General features: G+C 61.3%; 15 protein-coding genes. 5 read left to right on the top strand and 10 right to left on the bottom strand.

Going from position 1 to position 12715, the window contains the following annotated elements; genetic code table 11:
* Positions 1 to 19: 19 nt before the first annotated feature.
* Genes AMK02_RS12290 through AMK02_RS12280 form a run of 3 tightly spaced genes read left to right on the top strand, consistent with a single transcriptional unit; the run spans position 20 to position 1213 of the window.
* On the top strand, positions 20 to 241 hold the full coding sequence (locus AMK02_RS12290) for a hypothetical protein (RefSeq protein WP_064803114.1): 222 nt from the start codon (positions 20 to 22) through the stop codon (positions 239 to 241).
* A gap of 10 nt (positions 242 to 251) precedes the next feature.
* Positions 252 to 722, top strand: coding sequence for a DUF1801 domain-containing protein (locus AMK02_RS12285; protein WP_064803112.1), 471 nt, complete (start codon positions 252 to 254; stop codon positions 720 to 722).
* A gap of 35 nt (positions 723 to 757) precedes the next feature.
* Positions 758 to 1213 (top strand): DUF1801 domain-containing protein, encoded by a 456-nt coding sequence (locus AMK02_RS12280; protein WP_064803109.1) that lies wholly within the window; start codon positions 758 to 760, stop codon positions 1211 to 1213.
* A gap of 17 nt (positions 1214 to 1230) precedes the next feature.
* Here AMK02_RS12280 and AMK02_RS12275 read toward each other — a convergent pair whose 3' ends face one another.
* The 4 genes from AMK02_RS12275 to AMK02_RS12260 form a co-directional block, all read right to left on the bottom strand.
* Positions 1231 to 1707 carry an SRPBCC family protein gene (locus AMK02_RS12275; protein WP_064803107.1) on the bottom strand — a complete coding sequence of 159 codons (477 nt, stop codon included), beginning with the start codon at positions 1705 to 1707 and terminating at the stop codon, positions 1231 to 1233.
* Positions 1704 to 2045, bottom strand: a complete 342-nt coding sequence (locus AMK02_RS12270) for an ArsR/SmtB family transcription factor (protein ID WP_064803105.1) — start codon at positions 2043 to 2045, stop codon at positions 1704 to 1706. The genes AMK02_RS12275 and AMK02_RS12270 overlap by 4 nt, the downstream gene beginning before the upstream one ends.
* A complete protein-coding gene (locus AMK02_RS12265; protein ID WP_064803104.1) occupies positions 2042 to 2728 on the bottom strand; it encodes a glutathione S-transferase family protein in 687 nt (228 codons plus the stop codon). The genes AMK02_RS12270 and AMK02_RS12265 overlap by 4 nt, the downstream gene beginning before the upstream one ends.
* Positions 2729 to 2830: 102 nt before the next feature.
* Positions 2831 to 3649, bottom strand: a complete 819-nt coding sequence (locus AMK02_RS12260) for a methyltransferase (protein ID WP_064803102.1) — start codon at positions 3647 to 3649, stop codon at positions 2831 to 2833.
* A 113-nt stretch (positions 3650 to 3762) separates the two neighbouring features.
* Here AMK02_RS12260 and AMK02_RS12255 point away from each other — a divergent pair, with 113 nt between their 5' ends.
* Complete coding sequence (locus tag AMK02_RS12255; RefSeq protein WP_064803101.1) at positions 3763 to 4488, top strand: DUF2270 domain-containing protein; 726 nt, start codon at positions 3763 to 3765, stop codon at positions 4486 to 4488.
* Here the strand turns inward: AMK02_RS12255 and AMK02_RS12250 are convergent, their stop codons facing one another.
* From AMK02_RS12250 to AMK02_RS12235, 4 genes are all read right to left on the bottom strand, one after another.
* The gene (locus tag AMK02_RS12250; protein WP_064803099.1) at positions 4489 to 4755 is read right to left on the bottom strand and encodes an usg protein; all 267 of its coding nucleotides are present in this window, start codon (positions 4753 to 4755) and stop codon (positions 4489 to 4491) included.
* A 190-nt stretch (positions 4756 to 4945) separates the two neighbouring features.
* Positions 4946 to 5776 carry an ABC transporter permease gene (locus AMK02_RS12245; RefSeq protein ID WP_064803097.1) on the bottom strand — a complete coding sequence of 277 codons (831 nt, stop codon included), beginning with the start codon at positions 5774 to 5776 and terminating at the stop codon, positions 4946 to 4948.
* Positions 5773 to 6579, bottom strand: coding sequence for an ABC transporter permease (locus tag AMK02_RS12240; protein ID WP_064803095.1), 807 nt, complete (start codon positions 6577 to 6579; stop codon positions 5773 to 5775). The genes AMK02_RS12245 and AMK02_RS12240 overlap by 4 nt, the downstream gene beginning before the upstream one ends.
* Before the next feature lie 113 nt (positions 6580 to 6692).
* The gene (locus AMK02_RS12235; RefSeq protein WP_011425675.1) at positions 6693 to 7466 is read right to left on the bottom strand and encodes a transporter substrate-binding domain-containing protein; all 774 of its coding nucleotides are present in this window, start codon (positions 7464 to 7466) and stop codon (positions 6693 to 6695) included.
* 332 nt (positions 7467 to 7798) lie between these two features.
* On the opposite strand from AMK02_RS12235, the gene AMK02_RS12230 reads away from it, so the two are divergent.
* Entirely contained in the window at positions 7799 to 9979 is a 2181-nt protein-coding gene (locus tag AMK02_RS12230) for an OmpA family protein (protein WP_064803093.1), read from the top strand.
* An 85-nt stretch (positions 9980 to 10064) separates the two neighbouring features.
* On the opposite strand, the gene AMK02_RS12225 is transcribed toward AMK02_RS12230, so the two are convergent.
* Both AMK02_RS12225 and AMK02_RS12220 read right to left on the bottom strand, forming a co-directional pair.
* Positions 10065 to 10823 (bottom strand): alpha/beta fold hydrolase, encoded by a 759-nt coding sequence (locus AMK02_RS12225; RefSeq protein WP_064803092.1) that lies wholly within the window; start codon positions 10821 to 10823, stop codon positions 10065 to 10067.
* A 54-nt stretch (positions 10824 to 10877) separates the two neighbouring features.
* Complete coding sequence (locus tag AMK02_RS12220; protein ID WP_064803090.1) at positions 10878 to 12653, bottom strand: cytochrome c biogenesis protein DipZ; 1776 nt, start codon at positions 12651 to 12653, stop codon at positions 10878 to 10880.
* Positions 12654 to 12715 lie beyond the last annotated feature (62 nt).

The following is a 12715-nucleotide window of genomic DNA, read 5'->3' as shown; positions in this document are numbered from 1 at the left end:
CAGTCGGGAGGAGGCTTCAATGAACTGGAACAACTGGTTTCGGCAGGTCCACGGTTGGCTGTCCATTGCCTTTACGCTGGCCGTCATCGTCAATATCATCGCCATGGTGCAGGAGAAGTCGGCGGTCTGGATTGGGCTCTTAGGGTTGCTGCCGCTCGGCCTGCTTCTCGTTACCGGTCTCATCTTGTTTGTGCTGCCCTATGCCACGAAACGGCGCGGCGTCGGAGGCATCGGCGGATAGGAGGAAATCTATGGCGGGCAGAACGTCGAAAGACGCGGAGAAGGTCACGAAAAACACCGCCGCCAAACCGGCGGGGGCGACACCGAAGCTTCTGTCGGGCGGCAACCCGCAAATTCCCAAGGGTTATGGCGATGCGCCCGTGCAAGCCTACATCGCCGCCATGCCGGACTGGAAAAGTGAGATCGGGCGTCGCCTCGATGCGCTGATCTCCAGAACCGTGCCGGGCGTCTGCAAGGCGGTCAAATGGAACTCGCCCTTTTACGGCGTGGAAGGGCAGGGTTGGTTCCTCGGAATCCATTGCTACGCCAGCTATGTCAAGGTGGCTTTCTTCAAGGGCGCGTCGCTGCATCCGCTGCCGCCAGGCGAGTCTAAGCAGAAAGAGGTGCGCTACCTCGACATCCGCGAAGACGATCCCTTCGACGAGGCGCAGATTGCCTCCTGGGTGGAGCAGGCGAGCCGGTTGCCCGGCGAACGGATGTGAGATTTTTGATGCGCGGCGACGGGAGAACGACAAATATGAAGAAGATGACGGCAACCATGAAAACGACCGATTCCGAAGAAAGAAGCGGGCAAGCCGCTCCCTCTCAATTGATCGATGCGAGGATTGAGGAGCTCAAGGATTGGCGCGGCGACATGCTCGCGCGGGTCCGCGCGCTCATCAAGCAAGCCGAACCCGAGGTGGTCGAGGAATGGAAGTGGCGAGGGGTTCCGGTGTGGGAGCGCGCCGGCATCATCTGCACCGGTGAGACCTATAAGAACGTGGTCAAGCTTACCTTCGCCAAAGGAGCGTCGCTTGAGGATCCGAACAGCCTTTTCAACTCCAGCCTCGACGGCAACACCCGGCGTGCCATTGACTTTCATGAAGGCGACGAGATCAACGAGGAGGCGTTGAAGGCGCTTATTCGAGCCGCGGCAGCGCTGAATACGTCGGTGCGGGCGGCCGGTTCGCGGAAGAAATCAAGCAGCGTGTGACAGGTCATCGGGCCGCGTTAGTGAATCGGGCTCGTCTCGCGTTCGAGAAAGAGTTCGAGATTGTCGAGGCCGATCTCGGTGCCCTGAAGGCGGGCGCCGTTGTCGGCGTAGCCGTCGAGGAAAACCACTTGCTCGGTGAAGACCATTCTGGTGCCGCTGGGTTCGACGTCGAAGGCGACGGTGACGAGCGAGGCTGAGATGCGGATTTGCCCGAGCTTCATCTCATATGCATAGATGATGCGGGTATCCGGCACGATATCAATGTAGTGGGCGTCATAGGCGTGCAGAAGCCCATCGGTGTCGGCGGTATAGTTCCTCTCTGTACCGCCCGGCCTGAAATCGAGCGCATATTCCAGCGGCACCCATTCGCCGTGGCAGGCAAACCATTGCCGCTTGGACTCCGGGGTCGACCAGGCGCGGAAGACCCGGGCGACGGGCGCCGTCAGGCGGCGCTCGATGACGAAGGTGGTATGTTCGGCAGAGCGTGTCGTCATTCGGGGAGGGTCTCCGGCTCATCGGCGAGAAATTGATCCAGCTTGTCGAAGGCAGCGGTCCAGCGGGTCTTTCGCTGTTCCACCCAGCGCTCGACAGCGACAAGCGCATCCTGCTGCAGGCGGTAGGTTCGCACCCGGCCGGATTTTTCGGATAGCACGAGACCGCTCTCCTCCAGCACCTGCAGATGTTTCATCACCGTCGGCAGGGCGACGGCGAGCGGTGCGGCCAGTTCGGTGACCGAAGCGGGGCCGCGGCCGAGGCGGTCGATCATGCCGCGGCGACTGCGATCGGAAAGGGCGTGAAACATGCGGTCGAGATCCGCCTGGCTTTCGATCATTCCGCCGCATCCCGAAAGCGGGCGGGCAGCCTGTCCTGATAGGGATAGAACTTGAAATAAGGGCGGGCCTCTTCCAGCGCCCTGGCGAAGGACGGGCGCGCCAGCAAACGATCGTAATAGGCGCCAAGTTTCGGCTGCTCCTGTGAAAACGGGACCAGCGTCTCGGCATAGAAGAGGGCGGGGGCTGCGGCGCAATCGGCCATGGTGAAGGCCTCGCCTGTTATCCAAGGACTTTCGCCCAGCTGCTTTTCGATCATCGCATAGGCAGTAGTGAGCGTCGCTTTGCAGGCGGCCATCTCTATTTCGTCTGCCGTGCCCTCGGGGCGCCGGCGATGGCTGACGAGCGTCTGCATCGGCACCTGGACATATTGGTCGAAGAAGCGGTCCCAGAGGCGGACCTGCAGCGCCCGATCGATCTCCAGCGGCAGCAGGCGCACGGGGCCGGGGTAGTAATGGTCGAGATATTCGATGATGATCGTGGTTTCGGGAATGGTGCTGTCGCGCGCCTCGTCCCTCAGTAGCGGCATCTTGCCGATCGGCCAGAAGCGGAAGAGATCGGCGCGCGAAGCCTCGTCGGACAGATCGACGAGGCGATTTTCGAAGGGTGTCGCGTTTTCATAAAGCGCGATCAGCACCTTGTGGCAGAAGGAGGCGAGCGGATGCCCATAGAGCACGAGCGACATGCGGCGACCTTTCTTATCCGGTAGAAAACTTTACCGAAAGACTAAGTATCAGGTCGAAACAGAATGCGCAACAAATAGTTCGCCAATTGTGAAACTATTCTCTCAACCGATATACCGCGCGATCACCAGGTGACCCGGTGTCGGCTGACCGTCTTCCATGCGGACGTTGATGTCCGATGCCTCGACGAGTTCGAAACCGGTGACCGTCAGACGTTCCCTGACATAGGCATCGGCATGGGCGAAGCGCTGATGCGGCCCGACCATATAGGCGCGGCCGGCAAGCGTCTCCTCGGGCAGGGTTTCGGAGGAGAAGATGAACAGGCCGCCCGGCGTCAGGTTTTCGGCGGCGCCGAAGAAGAGCGGCTCGAGCGCGCCGAGATAGGGCAGCACGTCTGTGGCGGTGATGAGGTCGAAAGCGTCCTCGTCATTGTCGTCGAGGAAATCCTCGACCTCGGCGACGAAGAGCGTCTCGTAAAGATCTTTTTCGTGGGCGATCTCGACCATCTTCTCCGATATGTCGATGCCGGTCATGTCCTCGCACAGGTCGCGTAGCGCGCCGCCGGTGAGACCGGTGCCGCAGCCGAGATCGAGCAGCCGCTTGAACGGCCCGAGCTTCAATGCCTGCAGGCGCTGGCGCACCAGCATCGGCACGTGATAGCCGAGTTGCTCGACGAGCACGTCCTCGAAGACCTCGGCATGCTGATCGAACAGGGTCTCGACATAGGCGTCGGGCGCCTTGACCGGGGTTTCGCCGCGGCCCATCGCGGCGATGCGCACGGCGGCTCCGCCGTGGTCCTCGGGATCGATCGCCAAAACGTGCTCATAGGCCGCCACGGCCGCATCGACATCACCGGATTTCTCCAGCGCAAGCGCGCGGTTATAGGCCTCGGCAAGGGCTTCTTCGTCGATCTTCTTTGCCATCGCGGTTCATGTCCTTCTGTTTTCAGGCATGGCTCTAAGGCGGCTTTCGATGTTTTGCAATGGCGCGGCAACAGGCGCAGAATGGCAAAAAAGAACACGACGGGAGGAATGCCATGAAAGCGGAGCAAGACAGGCTGCTGACGGCAAGGGAAGAAGAGGGTGAGCGCCCCTTGCTGCTGCCTACGACGCCGGGCGAGATCACCAATACGCTCAGCCATTATTACCGCGGCGAACTCGGGCGGATGACGAGCTGGCGCGACCGCATCGACCGCACGTCCAACTGGGCGATCACCGTGGTGGCGGCGCTGCTATCGGTGTCGTTGTCGACACCAAGCTCGCATCACGGCGTGCTTTTGTTCGGCGTGATGCTGATTACGCTGCTGCTGATAATCGAAGCGCGGCGGTATCGCTTCTTTGATATCTACCGCGCCCGAATCCGGCAGATCGAGCGCTGTTATTTCGCTCAGATCATGGCGCCGAACGCTTCGGCCGGCAGCGAATGGGCTGCGGTGATCGCCAACAGCCTGCGTCATCCGCGCTTTTTGCTGAGTTATGGGGAGGCAATGCATCGGCGGCTGAAACGCAATTACGGCTGGATGTATTTGATCCTGCTGCTCGCATGGTGCCTGAAGATTTCGACGCCGAAACTGCAGACGGAGGGCGCGCCGGCGTTGCAGGCGCAGTCGTGGACCTATGTCATAGACAATGCCGTTCTCGGGCCGCTCCCCGGCCTTGCGGTTATTTCCATCGTCGTCATATTTTATCTCGGCATGCTCTATTTCGCCCTGCGTCCGGATCGCGACGAGGGCGAATTCGGCCATGGCGAGGCGCATGTCTGATCAGTGCAGGATGAACTCACCCTTCAGCGCCCGCCACTCGGTTGCCGAAATCAGCTTGCGGTGGACGTAGCGCACGGAATGTAACGGCCCATCGAGTTTCTCCTGCCAAAATTTCAGGAAACCGCGCATCTCAGGAAAATCGGGGGCGAGGTCATAATCCTGCCAGACGTAAGTCTGCAGGATCGTCGGGTGATCCGGCAGGTGGTAGAGGATCTGCGCGGTCGTCAGACCGTAACCCTGCAGTTGCTTTTCCAGGTCCTTGTGCATCGTATTCAGCTTCGTCTCGTTCCCACTCAGCGCTTTATTAGCGCTACATGAAATGGAAGCATGCGAGTGGTTAACGCAAGCTTAACAGATGCGTTGCGAAGGAAGTATTCTTTTTTATTTTCAATGGTTTGGCAGCATAATGATGCGAGTGCTGCCAAGCTGCTTTAGCAATCCGTCATCCCCGTCATGCTCAGCGCCTGAGATGCCGCGTCAGTCGACGCTCGATCCAGGCCCAGAGATGGCGTAGCGCCTCGACGATGGTGAGGTAGAAGATCGCTGCCCAGAGATAGGTCTGGTAGTCGAAGGTTCGGGAGAAGGCGTAGCGGGTTTCGCCCATCAGATCGAGCACGGTGATGATGGCGACGACCGCCGAGCCTTTGATCAAAAGGATGATCTCGTTGCCGTAGGGGCGAAGCGCCACGATGAAGGCCTGCGGCAGGATGATCTTGCGGAACGCGATGCTCTTGTGGATGCCGAGGGCGGCCGCTGCTTCGCGCTGTCCGTGCGGTACGCTTTCGATTGCGCCGCGCAGAATTTCCGCCTGATAGGCCGCCGTATTGATCGTCATGGCAAAGAGGCCGCAATACCAGGCTTCGCGGAAAAACCACCAGATGCCGACGGCTTCCAGCTGTGGGCGGAAGACGCCGAGGCCGTAATAGACCAGGAACAACTGCGCCAGCAGCGGCGTGCCGCGGAAGAAATATATATAACCATAGGCGAACCAGTTAAGCGCCCGGTTCTTCGACAGCCGCGCCATGGCGAGCGGCAGGGACAGGATGGCGCCGCAAACGACGGAGATTGCAACCAGGCTGAGCGTCACCTCGAGACCGTGCAGATAACGCGGTCCGTAGCGGGTGAATTTGTCCGGATCCCAGCCATTGATGACGGTGAAGATCAGCAGCGCGGCGAACAGCGCCCAGACCGCAACGAAGACGTAGCCGCACAGGCGTGCCGCCGTAACCGGCTTTGCCACCTCGCGGGGTGCGGGCTGCGGCGGGATCAATGTCTCAGCATAGCTCATCGGCGGACCTCCGAACGTTTGGCCCAGCGGTCGACATAGACAAGCAGGAAGGAGGAGAGGATGGCGAGCACCAGATAGAGACAGCAGGCGATGCCATAGAAGAAGAACGGCTCCTTGGTCACCCGCACGGCGACGCTCGTCTGGCGCAGGATGTCGGCAAGGCTGATGATCGAGACGTAGGAGGTGTCCTTCAGGAGCACCATCCAGAGGTTCGTCAGACCGGGAAGGGCGATGCGAACTAGCTGCGGCAGGATGACGAGCCGCAGCGTGCGGCCGCGATGCAGGCCGAGCGCTTCTCCCGCCTCATATTGGCCCTTGGGAATGGCGCGGAAGGCCGAAAGCAACACTTCCGAGCAGTAGGCGGAGAAGACGACCGACAGAGCGATCACGCCGGCCAGGAAGGCGTTGATCTCGACAGGCGGCCCGACATAGCCGGCAAGCTCCAGGAGAGATTGGATGAGCATCTGCATGCCGTAATAGATGATGAAGAGCGTCAGAAGCTCCGGCAGACCGCGGAAGATCGTCGTGTAGATGCCGGCCGCCAGCCGCAGCGACCTTTCTTCCGACTGCTGGCCGAGAGCCACGAGGAAACCGATGACAAGGCCGATCGGCAGGGTAACGATCGCCACCGATACTGTGACCTGCAGACCAAGGGCGATTTCGTCGCCCCAGCCAGTATCGCCACAAGCAAGAATCGTCGACTGACCTAACCAGGTGAAGATGCCGACGGGTCCGCAAAGCGGATCGAAAATGTGCCCAATCCAGCTCCAGAAGGAGCCGAGCGCGGAAAACAATCCGCCCATGCGAGAATTCCCCTCACGGCTTTTGCCGTTTTGATCTTGCCACCTTTGTCAAACAAAAATGGCGGAAGAGCAAGCCTTCCGCCATTCGCTTGATCGGCCAGATACCGAATTTCTTATTCGCCGTAAACGTCGAAATCGAAGTACTTGTCCTGGATCTTCTTGTACTCACCGCTGGCGCGGATCGCAGCGATCGCGGTGTTGAGCTTTTCCTTCAGCGGATCGCCCTTGCGGATGGCGATACCGGCGCCGTTGCCGTTGATTTCCTTGTCGACCGGCAGGGTTGTCAGGATCTTGCAGCAGGCGCCGGCGTCGGACTTGACCCATTCGGAGAGAACGACAACGTCGTCGATGACCGCATCGACACGGCCGCTGGAAACGTCGAGCTTGTATTCGTCAGCGGTCGGATAGAGCTTCAGCTCGGTGTCGGCCAGGTGCTTCTCGGCGTAGTTGGCATGCGTCGTGGAAGTCTGTGCGCCGATCACCTTGCCCTTCAGGCCGGCAACGTCAGTGATCTTCGAATCCTTCGGTACGGCGATGGCCGGAGGGGTGTTGTAGTACTTGTTGGAGAAGTCGACGAGCTTCAGGCGCTCCGGCGTGATCGACATGGAGGAGACGATCATGTCGAACTTCTTGGCGTTCAGAGCCGGGATGATGCCATCCCAATCGGTGCTGACGAAGGAGCATTCGGCCTTCATCTCGGCACAGAGCGCCTTGGCGATATCGATGTCGAAGCCCTGGATGGTGCCGCTGGCATCGACGAATTCGAAGGGCGGATAGGTCGAATCGGTGCCGATCACGTATTTCTCGCCATCGGCCATGGCCGAACCGGCAAAGAGCGACATTGCCGCGATCGAGGCTGCCGCGAAGATACGGGTAGAGATATGCATGAGGATCCTCTCAGTTGGTAGCCGTCGCGCTTTTTTCTCTTGGGCTGACGGCTGCTGTTCAACGGTGACAGGCACCGCCTTGCGGCGATAATCAGACTTTTTTTCATGGAAATGCAACAGAAATTCCCGCTCGGTTTGCGGTGCAAACAACAGGCGAGATGAACGGCGGCAGACTGCAACATTCACCTGAGGTTAATCCCCAGCTTCCTAGAACCGGAACAAATCGGCGGTTTGGCGCTTAGCCATTTCGCCGTTTCGCCTCAATGCGACGCTAGGGGCGGAAGCAGGGCCTGTCGGCCTTCAGGAAGCTCAAACAGGATCGAGGAAACCCGATGGGCAAGAAATCAAGGTTATTCGCAAGCGCGGCTTTTCCGCTGCTTTCTCTCTCGCTGGCTCTGCAGCCGGTATCGGCAATGGCGGCCGCACGCGGCGCTACGACTGAGGCTGCGGCCGTGCGGCAGATCGAACAGGGCAGCTTCGAAGTGGCGCAGGACGCGCCCTCCGAAGAGGAGCTCTTGAAGAAGAAGCGCAAGCAGAAGCAGGAAGCCCCGGCCGAACAGGCGCCGGCCGCCGAGCAGCCGAAGGAGGCGCCTGCCGAGAAGCCGAAGGCCGAGCGCAAGGAGGCGCCTGCGCCGGAACCCAAGGCAGAGCCGGAACCGCCGAAGGCCGAAGCGCCTAAGGAGGAGCCGGCGCCCAAGGCTGAGAGCAAGCCGGAGCGGAAAGCCAAGCAGGCAGCCCAGCCGGAGGCCGAGCCGCAGCAGGAAGAACAGCAGCCGGTAACGCAGGAAAAGCCGAAAAAGCCGAAGAAGCAGCAGACTGAGCAGGCCGAGCCAGAGGCTCAGCCGGCGCCTGAACAGCAGCCGGCCGCAAAGCAAGCCCAGCCAGAAACGGAACAGGCCCAGCCCGAGGTCAAGCCGGAAGGTGGCAAGAAGGGTCAGGACAAAGCCCAGAGCCGAGATAAAGGCAAGGCTAAGACCGAGACCGCCGCTCCCGAGGCGGTGACGCCCACCGAGGAACAGGCCAAACCCGCAGTCGAGCCGGAGGCAAAACCCACTGCCGAAGCGCCAGCCAAGAAGCCGAAGAAAGGCGAGGCTGCAGCACCGGCGGTGAAGCCAGCCGAAGACAAGGCGGCCGCTCCTGAAGCTGCGCCCGCCGAAGTGCCGACGGAGGGCACAGCTGCAAAGCCTGCCGCCAAACAGCCCGCCGGTGAGCAACCCGTCGCCAAACAGCCCGCCGGCGAACAGCCCGCTGCGCCCGCCACCGACACGGCCCAGCCGCTGCCGGATGCCAGCGGCGGACAGCAGGTGGAGCAGGCTCTTCCTGCGCCGGAAAAGGTTTCTCCCGAGGAGCTGGAGCGCCGGAAAAAGATCGCCGCAGATCCGGCCAAGAGCAACGAGACCGTCGTGCTGCCGGTCGAGAACGGTGCCGCCGTGCTTGACAGCGACAAGGATGCCGATCGCAGCAAGGGGCGGGAAAGCCGCCGTGACCGCGACAAGCTTCGGGCCGAAAGCCAGGAGGTGAAGGTGCCGACCTCGGATGCGGATGCGCAGGCTCCTGCCGCCGCTGCGGCGCCGGCGATCAAGCTCGAGGCGGTCACCAGCGAGAAGGGCACGAGGCTTGACACCCGGCCGCAATTTGCCCGTCCCGAGGGAGCGCGCATCGATGATCAAACGGACGATAACCGGGTGATCATCCAGTACAACAATCAGGTGATCGTGCGTAGCGACGACGACAGAAGGTTCCTGCGCGACGGCGAACGGCCGATCTATGAAGAGCTCCCGGACAATCGCTATCGCGAGATCATCACCCGGCCGGAAGGCTATCGGATCGTCACCATCCGCAACCGCTACGGCGACATCATCCAGCGGTCGCGCGTCGATGCCCGCGGGCGCGAATACGTGCTCTACTACTCACCTGATCTCTACGAGGATCCTGATCGCGGCTATTTCGATGACCCGGGCGCTGATCTGCCGCCGATGCGGCTGCGTGTCCCGCTTAACGACTATATCATCGACACCAGCAGCGATCCTGACCGGGACTATTACGAATTCCTCAGCGAGCCGCCCGTCGAGCAGGTGGAACGTGTCTATTCACTGGACGAGGTGAGATATTCCGCCCGTATTCGCGATAAGGTGCGCCGTATCGACCTCGATACGATCACCTTCGCGACAGGCAGCGCCGAGATCCCGATGACCCAGGCGCGCACGTTGCGCAAGGTCGCCGACGCGATCAGCCAGGTGCTGAAGAAAGATCCGAGCGAGACCTTCCTGATCGAGGGCCATACGGATGCTGTCGGTTCCGACCAGAGCAACCTGGTTCTCTCTGACCAGCGGGCGGAATCGGTCGCCAATGTGCTCTCCGACGTCTATGGCATTCCGCCGGAAAACATGGCGACACAGGGCTACGGCGAACGTTACTTGAAGGTCAATACGTCAGGCCCCGAACAGGAAAACCGCCGCGTCACCATCCGCCGCGTCACTCCGCTGGTGCGTCCGGTGGCCGCCAACCAGTAGCTGCTTCCGCCCCTCCCTGGCGTCAGGGAGGGGCACTGACCTCCTCCGGCCGAGAGAAGGGGGAGTCGCCTTGTCTTACCCGTCTCTATCGGCCGGCTTTTGCAGCCGCCTTTTCGATGACGTCGGCGACTTTTTCCGGCTGGGATGCGAAGACGGCGTGGCTGCCCTTGATCTCGGTCACGTCGCTGCCGGCTCGTTTGGCCATGTCACGCTCCAGCTCGGGATTGATGGAGCGATCCTCCGTGGCGACGATCGACCAGCTCGGCTTCGTCCGCCATGCCGGCTCTCCGATCTTGGCCGAAAAGGCCTGCTTGGCGGCGAAGACCTGCGATCTTGCCAGGAAATCAGCTTCGGTTTTCGGCAGATCGGCCGCGAAAGCCGCTGCAAAGGCGCCGGGGTCGAGGTAAAGATATTTGCCGTCCTTCGTTTCCTTGATGTCCATACTGCCGGCCGGCTTCGAGCTGGCGAGGCTCAGCAGGCTTTCCCCCTTGTCGGGCTGGAAGGCGGCGACGTAGACGAGGGCCGCAACGCCTGGATTGTTGCCGGCTTCGGTGATGACCATGCCGCCATAGCTGTGGCCGACGAGCAGCGTCGGTCCTTCCTGGAGGTCGAGAATCCGCTTCGTCGCCGCCACGTCGTCGTCGAGCGAGGTGAGAGGCTCCTGGACGATGGTGACGTTGAAGCCGCGCTTTTCGAGGATCTCGGTCGCTTTGCGCCATCCCGAGCCATCGGCCAGGGCGCCGTGGACGATCACGATGTTCTTGACCGCGGCGGCCTCGGCCGCAAAGGCGATTCCGGCGGTGGCAAAGGCAAGGCTTGCGATGAAAGTCAGATGCTTGTTCATGGGGTCACTCCTTGTAGTTGATGTTGAAGGTCGGGATGCGAAATGGTTCTGGGTTCAGCCGAAGGTGAAGGCGTAGGCCTGGACGCCCGGATCGAGGAAGCGGATTTCGAAGGTGCGGGCGGCGACGGTGCCGGACTGGCGAACGAGTTGGTAAAGCCTCGTTGCGGTGACCGTACCGTTGCCATCGGCATCGATGTCGGAGCCATGATCGGCTCCAGGCGCTTTTCCATCGATTTGCACCTGGAAGCGGATCGGTTTGGCGTCGGCGCCGGGCCCGAGAACGAGATGCAGATCGCGGGCGCTGAAACGATAGGCGATGCCGCCGCCTGCCTGGTCGAGCGTTGCCTGATCCTTACCGATGGTCCAGGTGCCGGACAGGCCCCATGCGTTGATGCCGGGCTCGGCGATCGAATAGTTCTGCGAAGTATCGGCCTGCAGCCCTTCAGGCGAGACGAAATTTTCGGCCTGTGCGTAGCCTAGGTAGGTCTCGCCGGAGCCGATATCGGCGAGGTCGGGACCTGCTTCCACGCCCTTGGCATTAGGCACGACCGGTGCCGTTTCCGCCATCTGGCTGCCGGCTTCGCGCAGCAGATCCTGGATGGCTTTTTCGGTTCTGCCGTAATTGCCTTCGCCGAAATGGTGATAGCGGATCTGACCTTTGGAATCGATCAGATAGGCGGCAGGCCAGTAGCTGTTCTCGAAGGCGCGCCAGATTTTGTAGTCATTGTCGATCGCAACCGGATAGCCGATCCGAAAGTCGTCGACAGCCTTCTTGACGTTGTCGATCTTCCTCTCAAAGGCAAATTCCGGGGCGTGCACGCCGATGACGACGAGGCCCTGATCCGCATATTTTTCCGCCCAGGCCCTGACATAGGGAATGGTGCGAATGCAGTTGATGCAGGAATAGGTCCAGAAGTCGACGAGCACCACCTTGCCCCGCAGCTGCTCCTTGGTCAGGGGCTTCGAGTTCAGCCATTCGACCGCGCCGTCGAACGAAGGCGCATAAGCTTCGACCGGCAGATCACTGCGGAGAGGCTTCTTTCCATCGGCCGCTGGAATGGTCGTGTCGCTGCTCGCCGCCCCAGAGGGCGTGCCGCCGACCGGCTTGGCATGCAGCCTGTCCAGCACGGCCTGTTCCAGCGAGGCGGTGCTGGCATAGGAAAGGCGCGCCAGCAAGCTGGTGTCGAGACCGAACGCGATCACCGCCACACCCACCAACACCGCAGCGCCGACCGCCTGGCGAATTCGATCACCAATGCCGAGGGAGCGTTTCATCGCGGCGAAGATTTTATCGCCGACACGCAGGGCGACGGCAAGCGAAGTCGCAGCACCGGCTGCATAGGCGATCAAGAGCGCGGTTGTCTGCAGGTTGGCGCCCTGCAATGCCGCGCCGGTCAGCACGAGGCCGAGAATTGGTCCGGCGCAGGGCGCCCAGAGCAGGCCGGTGGCGACGCCGAGGATGAGCGCGCTCCTGACCGTCGGCGCAGTGCGTCCGCCGCCGCTGGCGTTCAGAAGATTGTTGCCGAAATCAACGATCGGGCGGGCAAGCGTACTTGCAAAGCGCTGAGACAGCAGGCTCACTCCAAACAGCGCGAGCAGGACGATCGCGGCGAGACGGCCATATTCATTGGCACGGATCGCCCAGCCGCCGCCGACCGCGGCGAGCGTGGCGACCAACGCGAAAGTGGCGGCCATGCCCGCCAGCATCGGCAGCGTGCTCTTGACGAAAGGCTGGCCGGCTCGGGCGAAGACGAAGGGGAGGATAGGGAGGATGCAAGGGCTGAGAATGGTCAGCACGCCTCCGAGATAGGCAATGATCAGAAGTGTCATCATCGTTTCCTTTGAACCGATTGATCGGGCTCTGGACGGCGATGGGCCTGAACCAGCAACGG

Source organism: Rhizobium sp. N731, from assembly GCF_001664145.1.
In the GTDB taxonomy this organism is placed as follows: Bacteria; Pseudomonadota; Alphaproteobacteria; order Rhizobiales; family Rhizobiaceae; genus Rhizobium; species Rhizobium esperanzae.
Note: the sequence above shows the minus strand (reverse complement) of the source record. Positions and strands in the feature narration are given on the sequence as shown.

What these genes read in the sequence shown, in the direction of transcription:
- AMK02_RS12255 (WP_064803101.1), top strand. Translation starts at nt 3,763, where the DNA reads ATGAAAGCGGAGCAAGACAGGCTGCTGACGGCAAGGGAAGAAGAGGGT.
- AMK02_RS12270 (WP_064803105.1), bottom strand. Translation starts at nt 2,045, where the DNA reads ATGATCGAAAGCCAGGCGGATCTCGACCGCATGTTTCACGCCCTTTCC.
- AMK02_RS12280 (WP_064803109.1), top strand. Translation starts at nt 758, where the DNA reads ATGAAGAAGATGACGGCAACCATGAAAACGACCGATTCCGAAGAAAGA.
- AMK02_RS12225 (WP_064803092.1), bottom strand. Translation starts at nt 10,823, where the DNA reads ATGAACAAGCATCTGACTTTCATCGCAAGCCTTGCCTTTGCCACCGCC.
- AMK02_RS12235 (WP_011425675.1), bottom strand. Translation starts at nt 7,466, where the DNA reads ATGCATATCTCTACCCGTATCTTCGCGGCAGCCTCGATCGCGGCAATG.
- AMK02_RS12290 (WP_064803114.1), top strand. Translation starts at nt 20, where the DNA reads ATGAACTGGAACAACTGGTTTCGGCAGGTCCACGGTTGGCTGTCCATT.
- AMK02_RS12250 (WP_064803099.1), bottom strand. Translation starts at nt 4,755, where the DNA reads ATGCACAAGGACCTGGAAAAGCAACTGCAGGGTTACGGTCTGACGACC.
- AMK02_RS12260 (WP_064803102.1), bottom strand. Translation starts at nt 3,649, where the DNA reads ATGGCAAAGAAGATCGACGAAGAAGCCCTTGCCGAGGCCTATAACCGC.
- AMK02_RS12275 (WP_064803107.1), bottom strand. Translation starts at nt 1,707, where the DNA reads ATGACGACACGCTCTGCCGAACATACCACCTTCGTCATCGAGCGCCGC.
- AMK02_RS12230 (WP_064803093.1), top strand. Translation starts at nt 7,799, where the DNA reads ATGGGCAAGAAATCAAGGTTATTCGCAAGCGCGGCTTTTCCGCTGCTT.
- AMK02_RS12285 (WP_064803112.1), top strand. Translation starts at nt 252, where the DNA reads ATGGCGGGCAGAACGTCGAAAGACGCGGAGAAGGTCACGAAAAACACC.
- AMK02_RS12220 (WP_064803090.1), bottom strand. Translation starts at nt 12,653, where the DNA reads ATGACACTTCTGATCATTGCCTATCTCGGAGGCGTGCTGACCATTCTC.
- AMK02_RS12245 (WP_064803097.1), bottom strand. Translation starts at nt 5,776, where the DNA reads ATGAGCTATGCTGAGACATTGATCCCGCCGCAGCCCGCACCCCGCGAG.
- AMK02_RS12240 (WP_064803095.1), bottom strand. Translation starts at nt 6,579, where the DNA reads ATGGGCGGATTGTTTTCCGCGCTCGGCTCCTTCTGGAGCTGGATTGGG.
- AMK02_RS12265 (WP_064803104.1), bottom strand. Translation starts at nt 2,728, where the DNA reads ATGTCGCTCGTGCTCTATGGGCATCCGCTCGCCTCCTTCTGCCACAAG.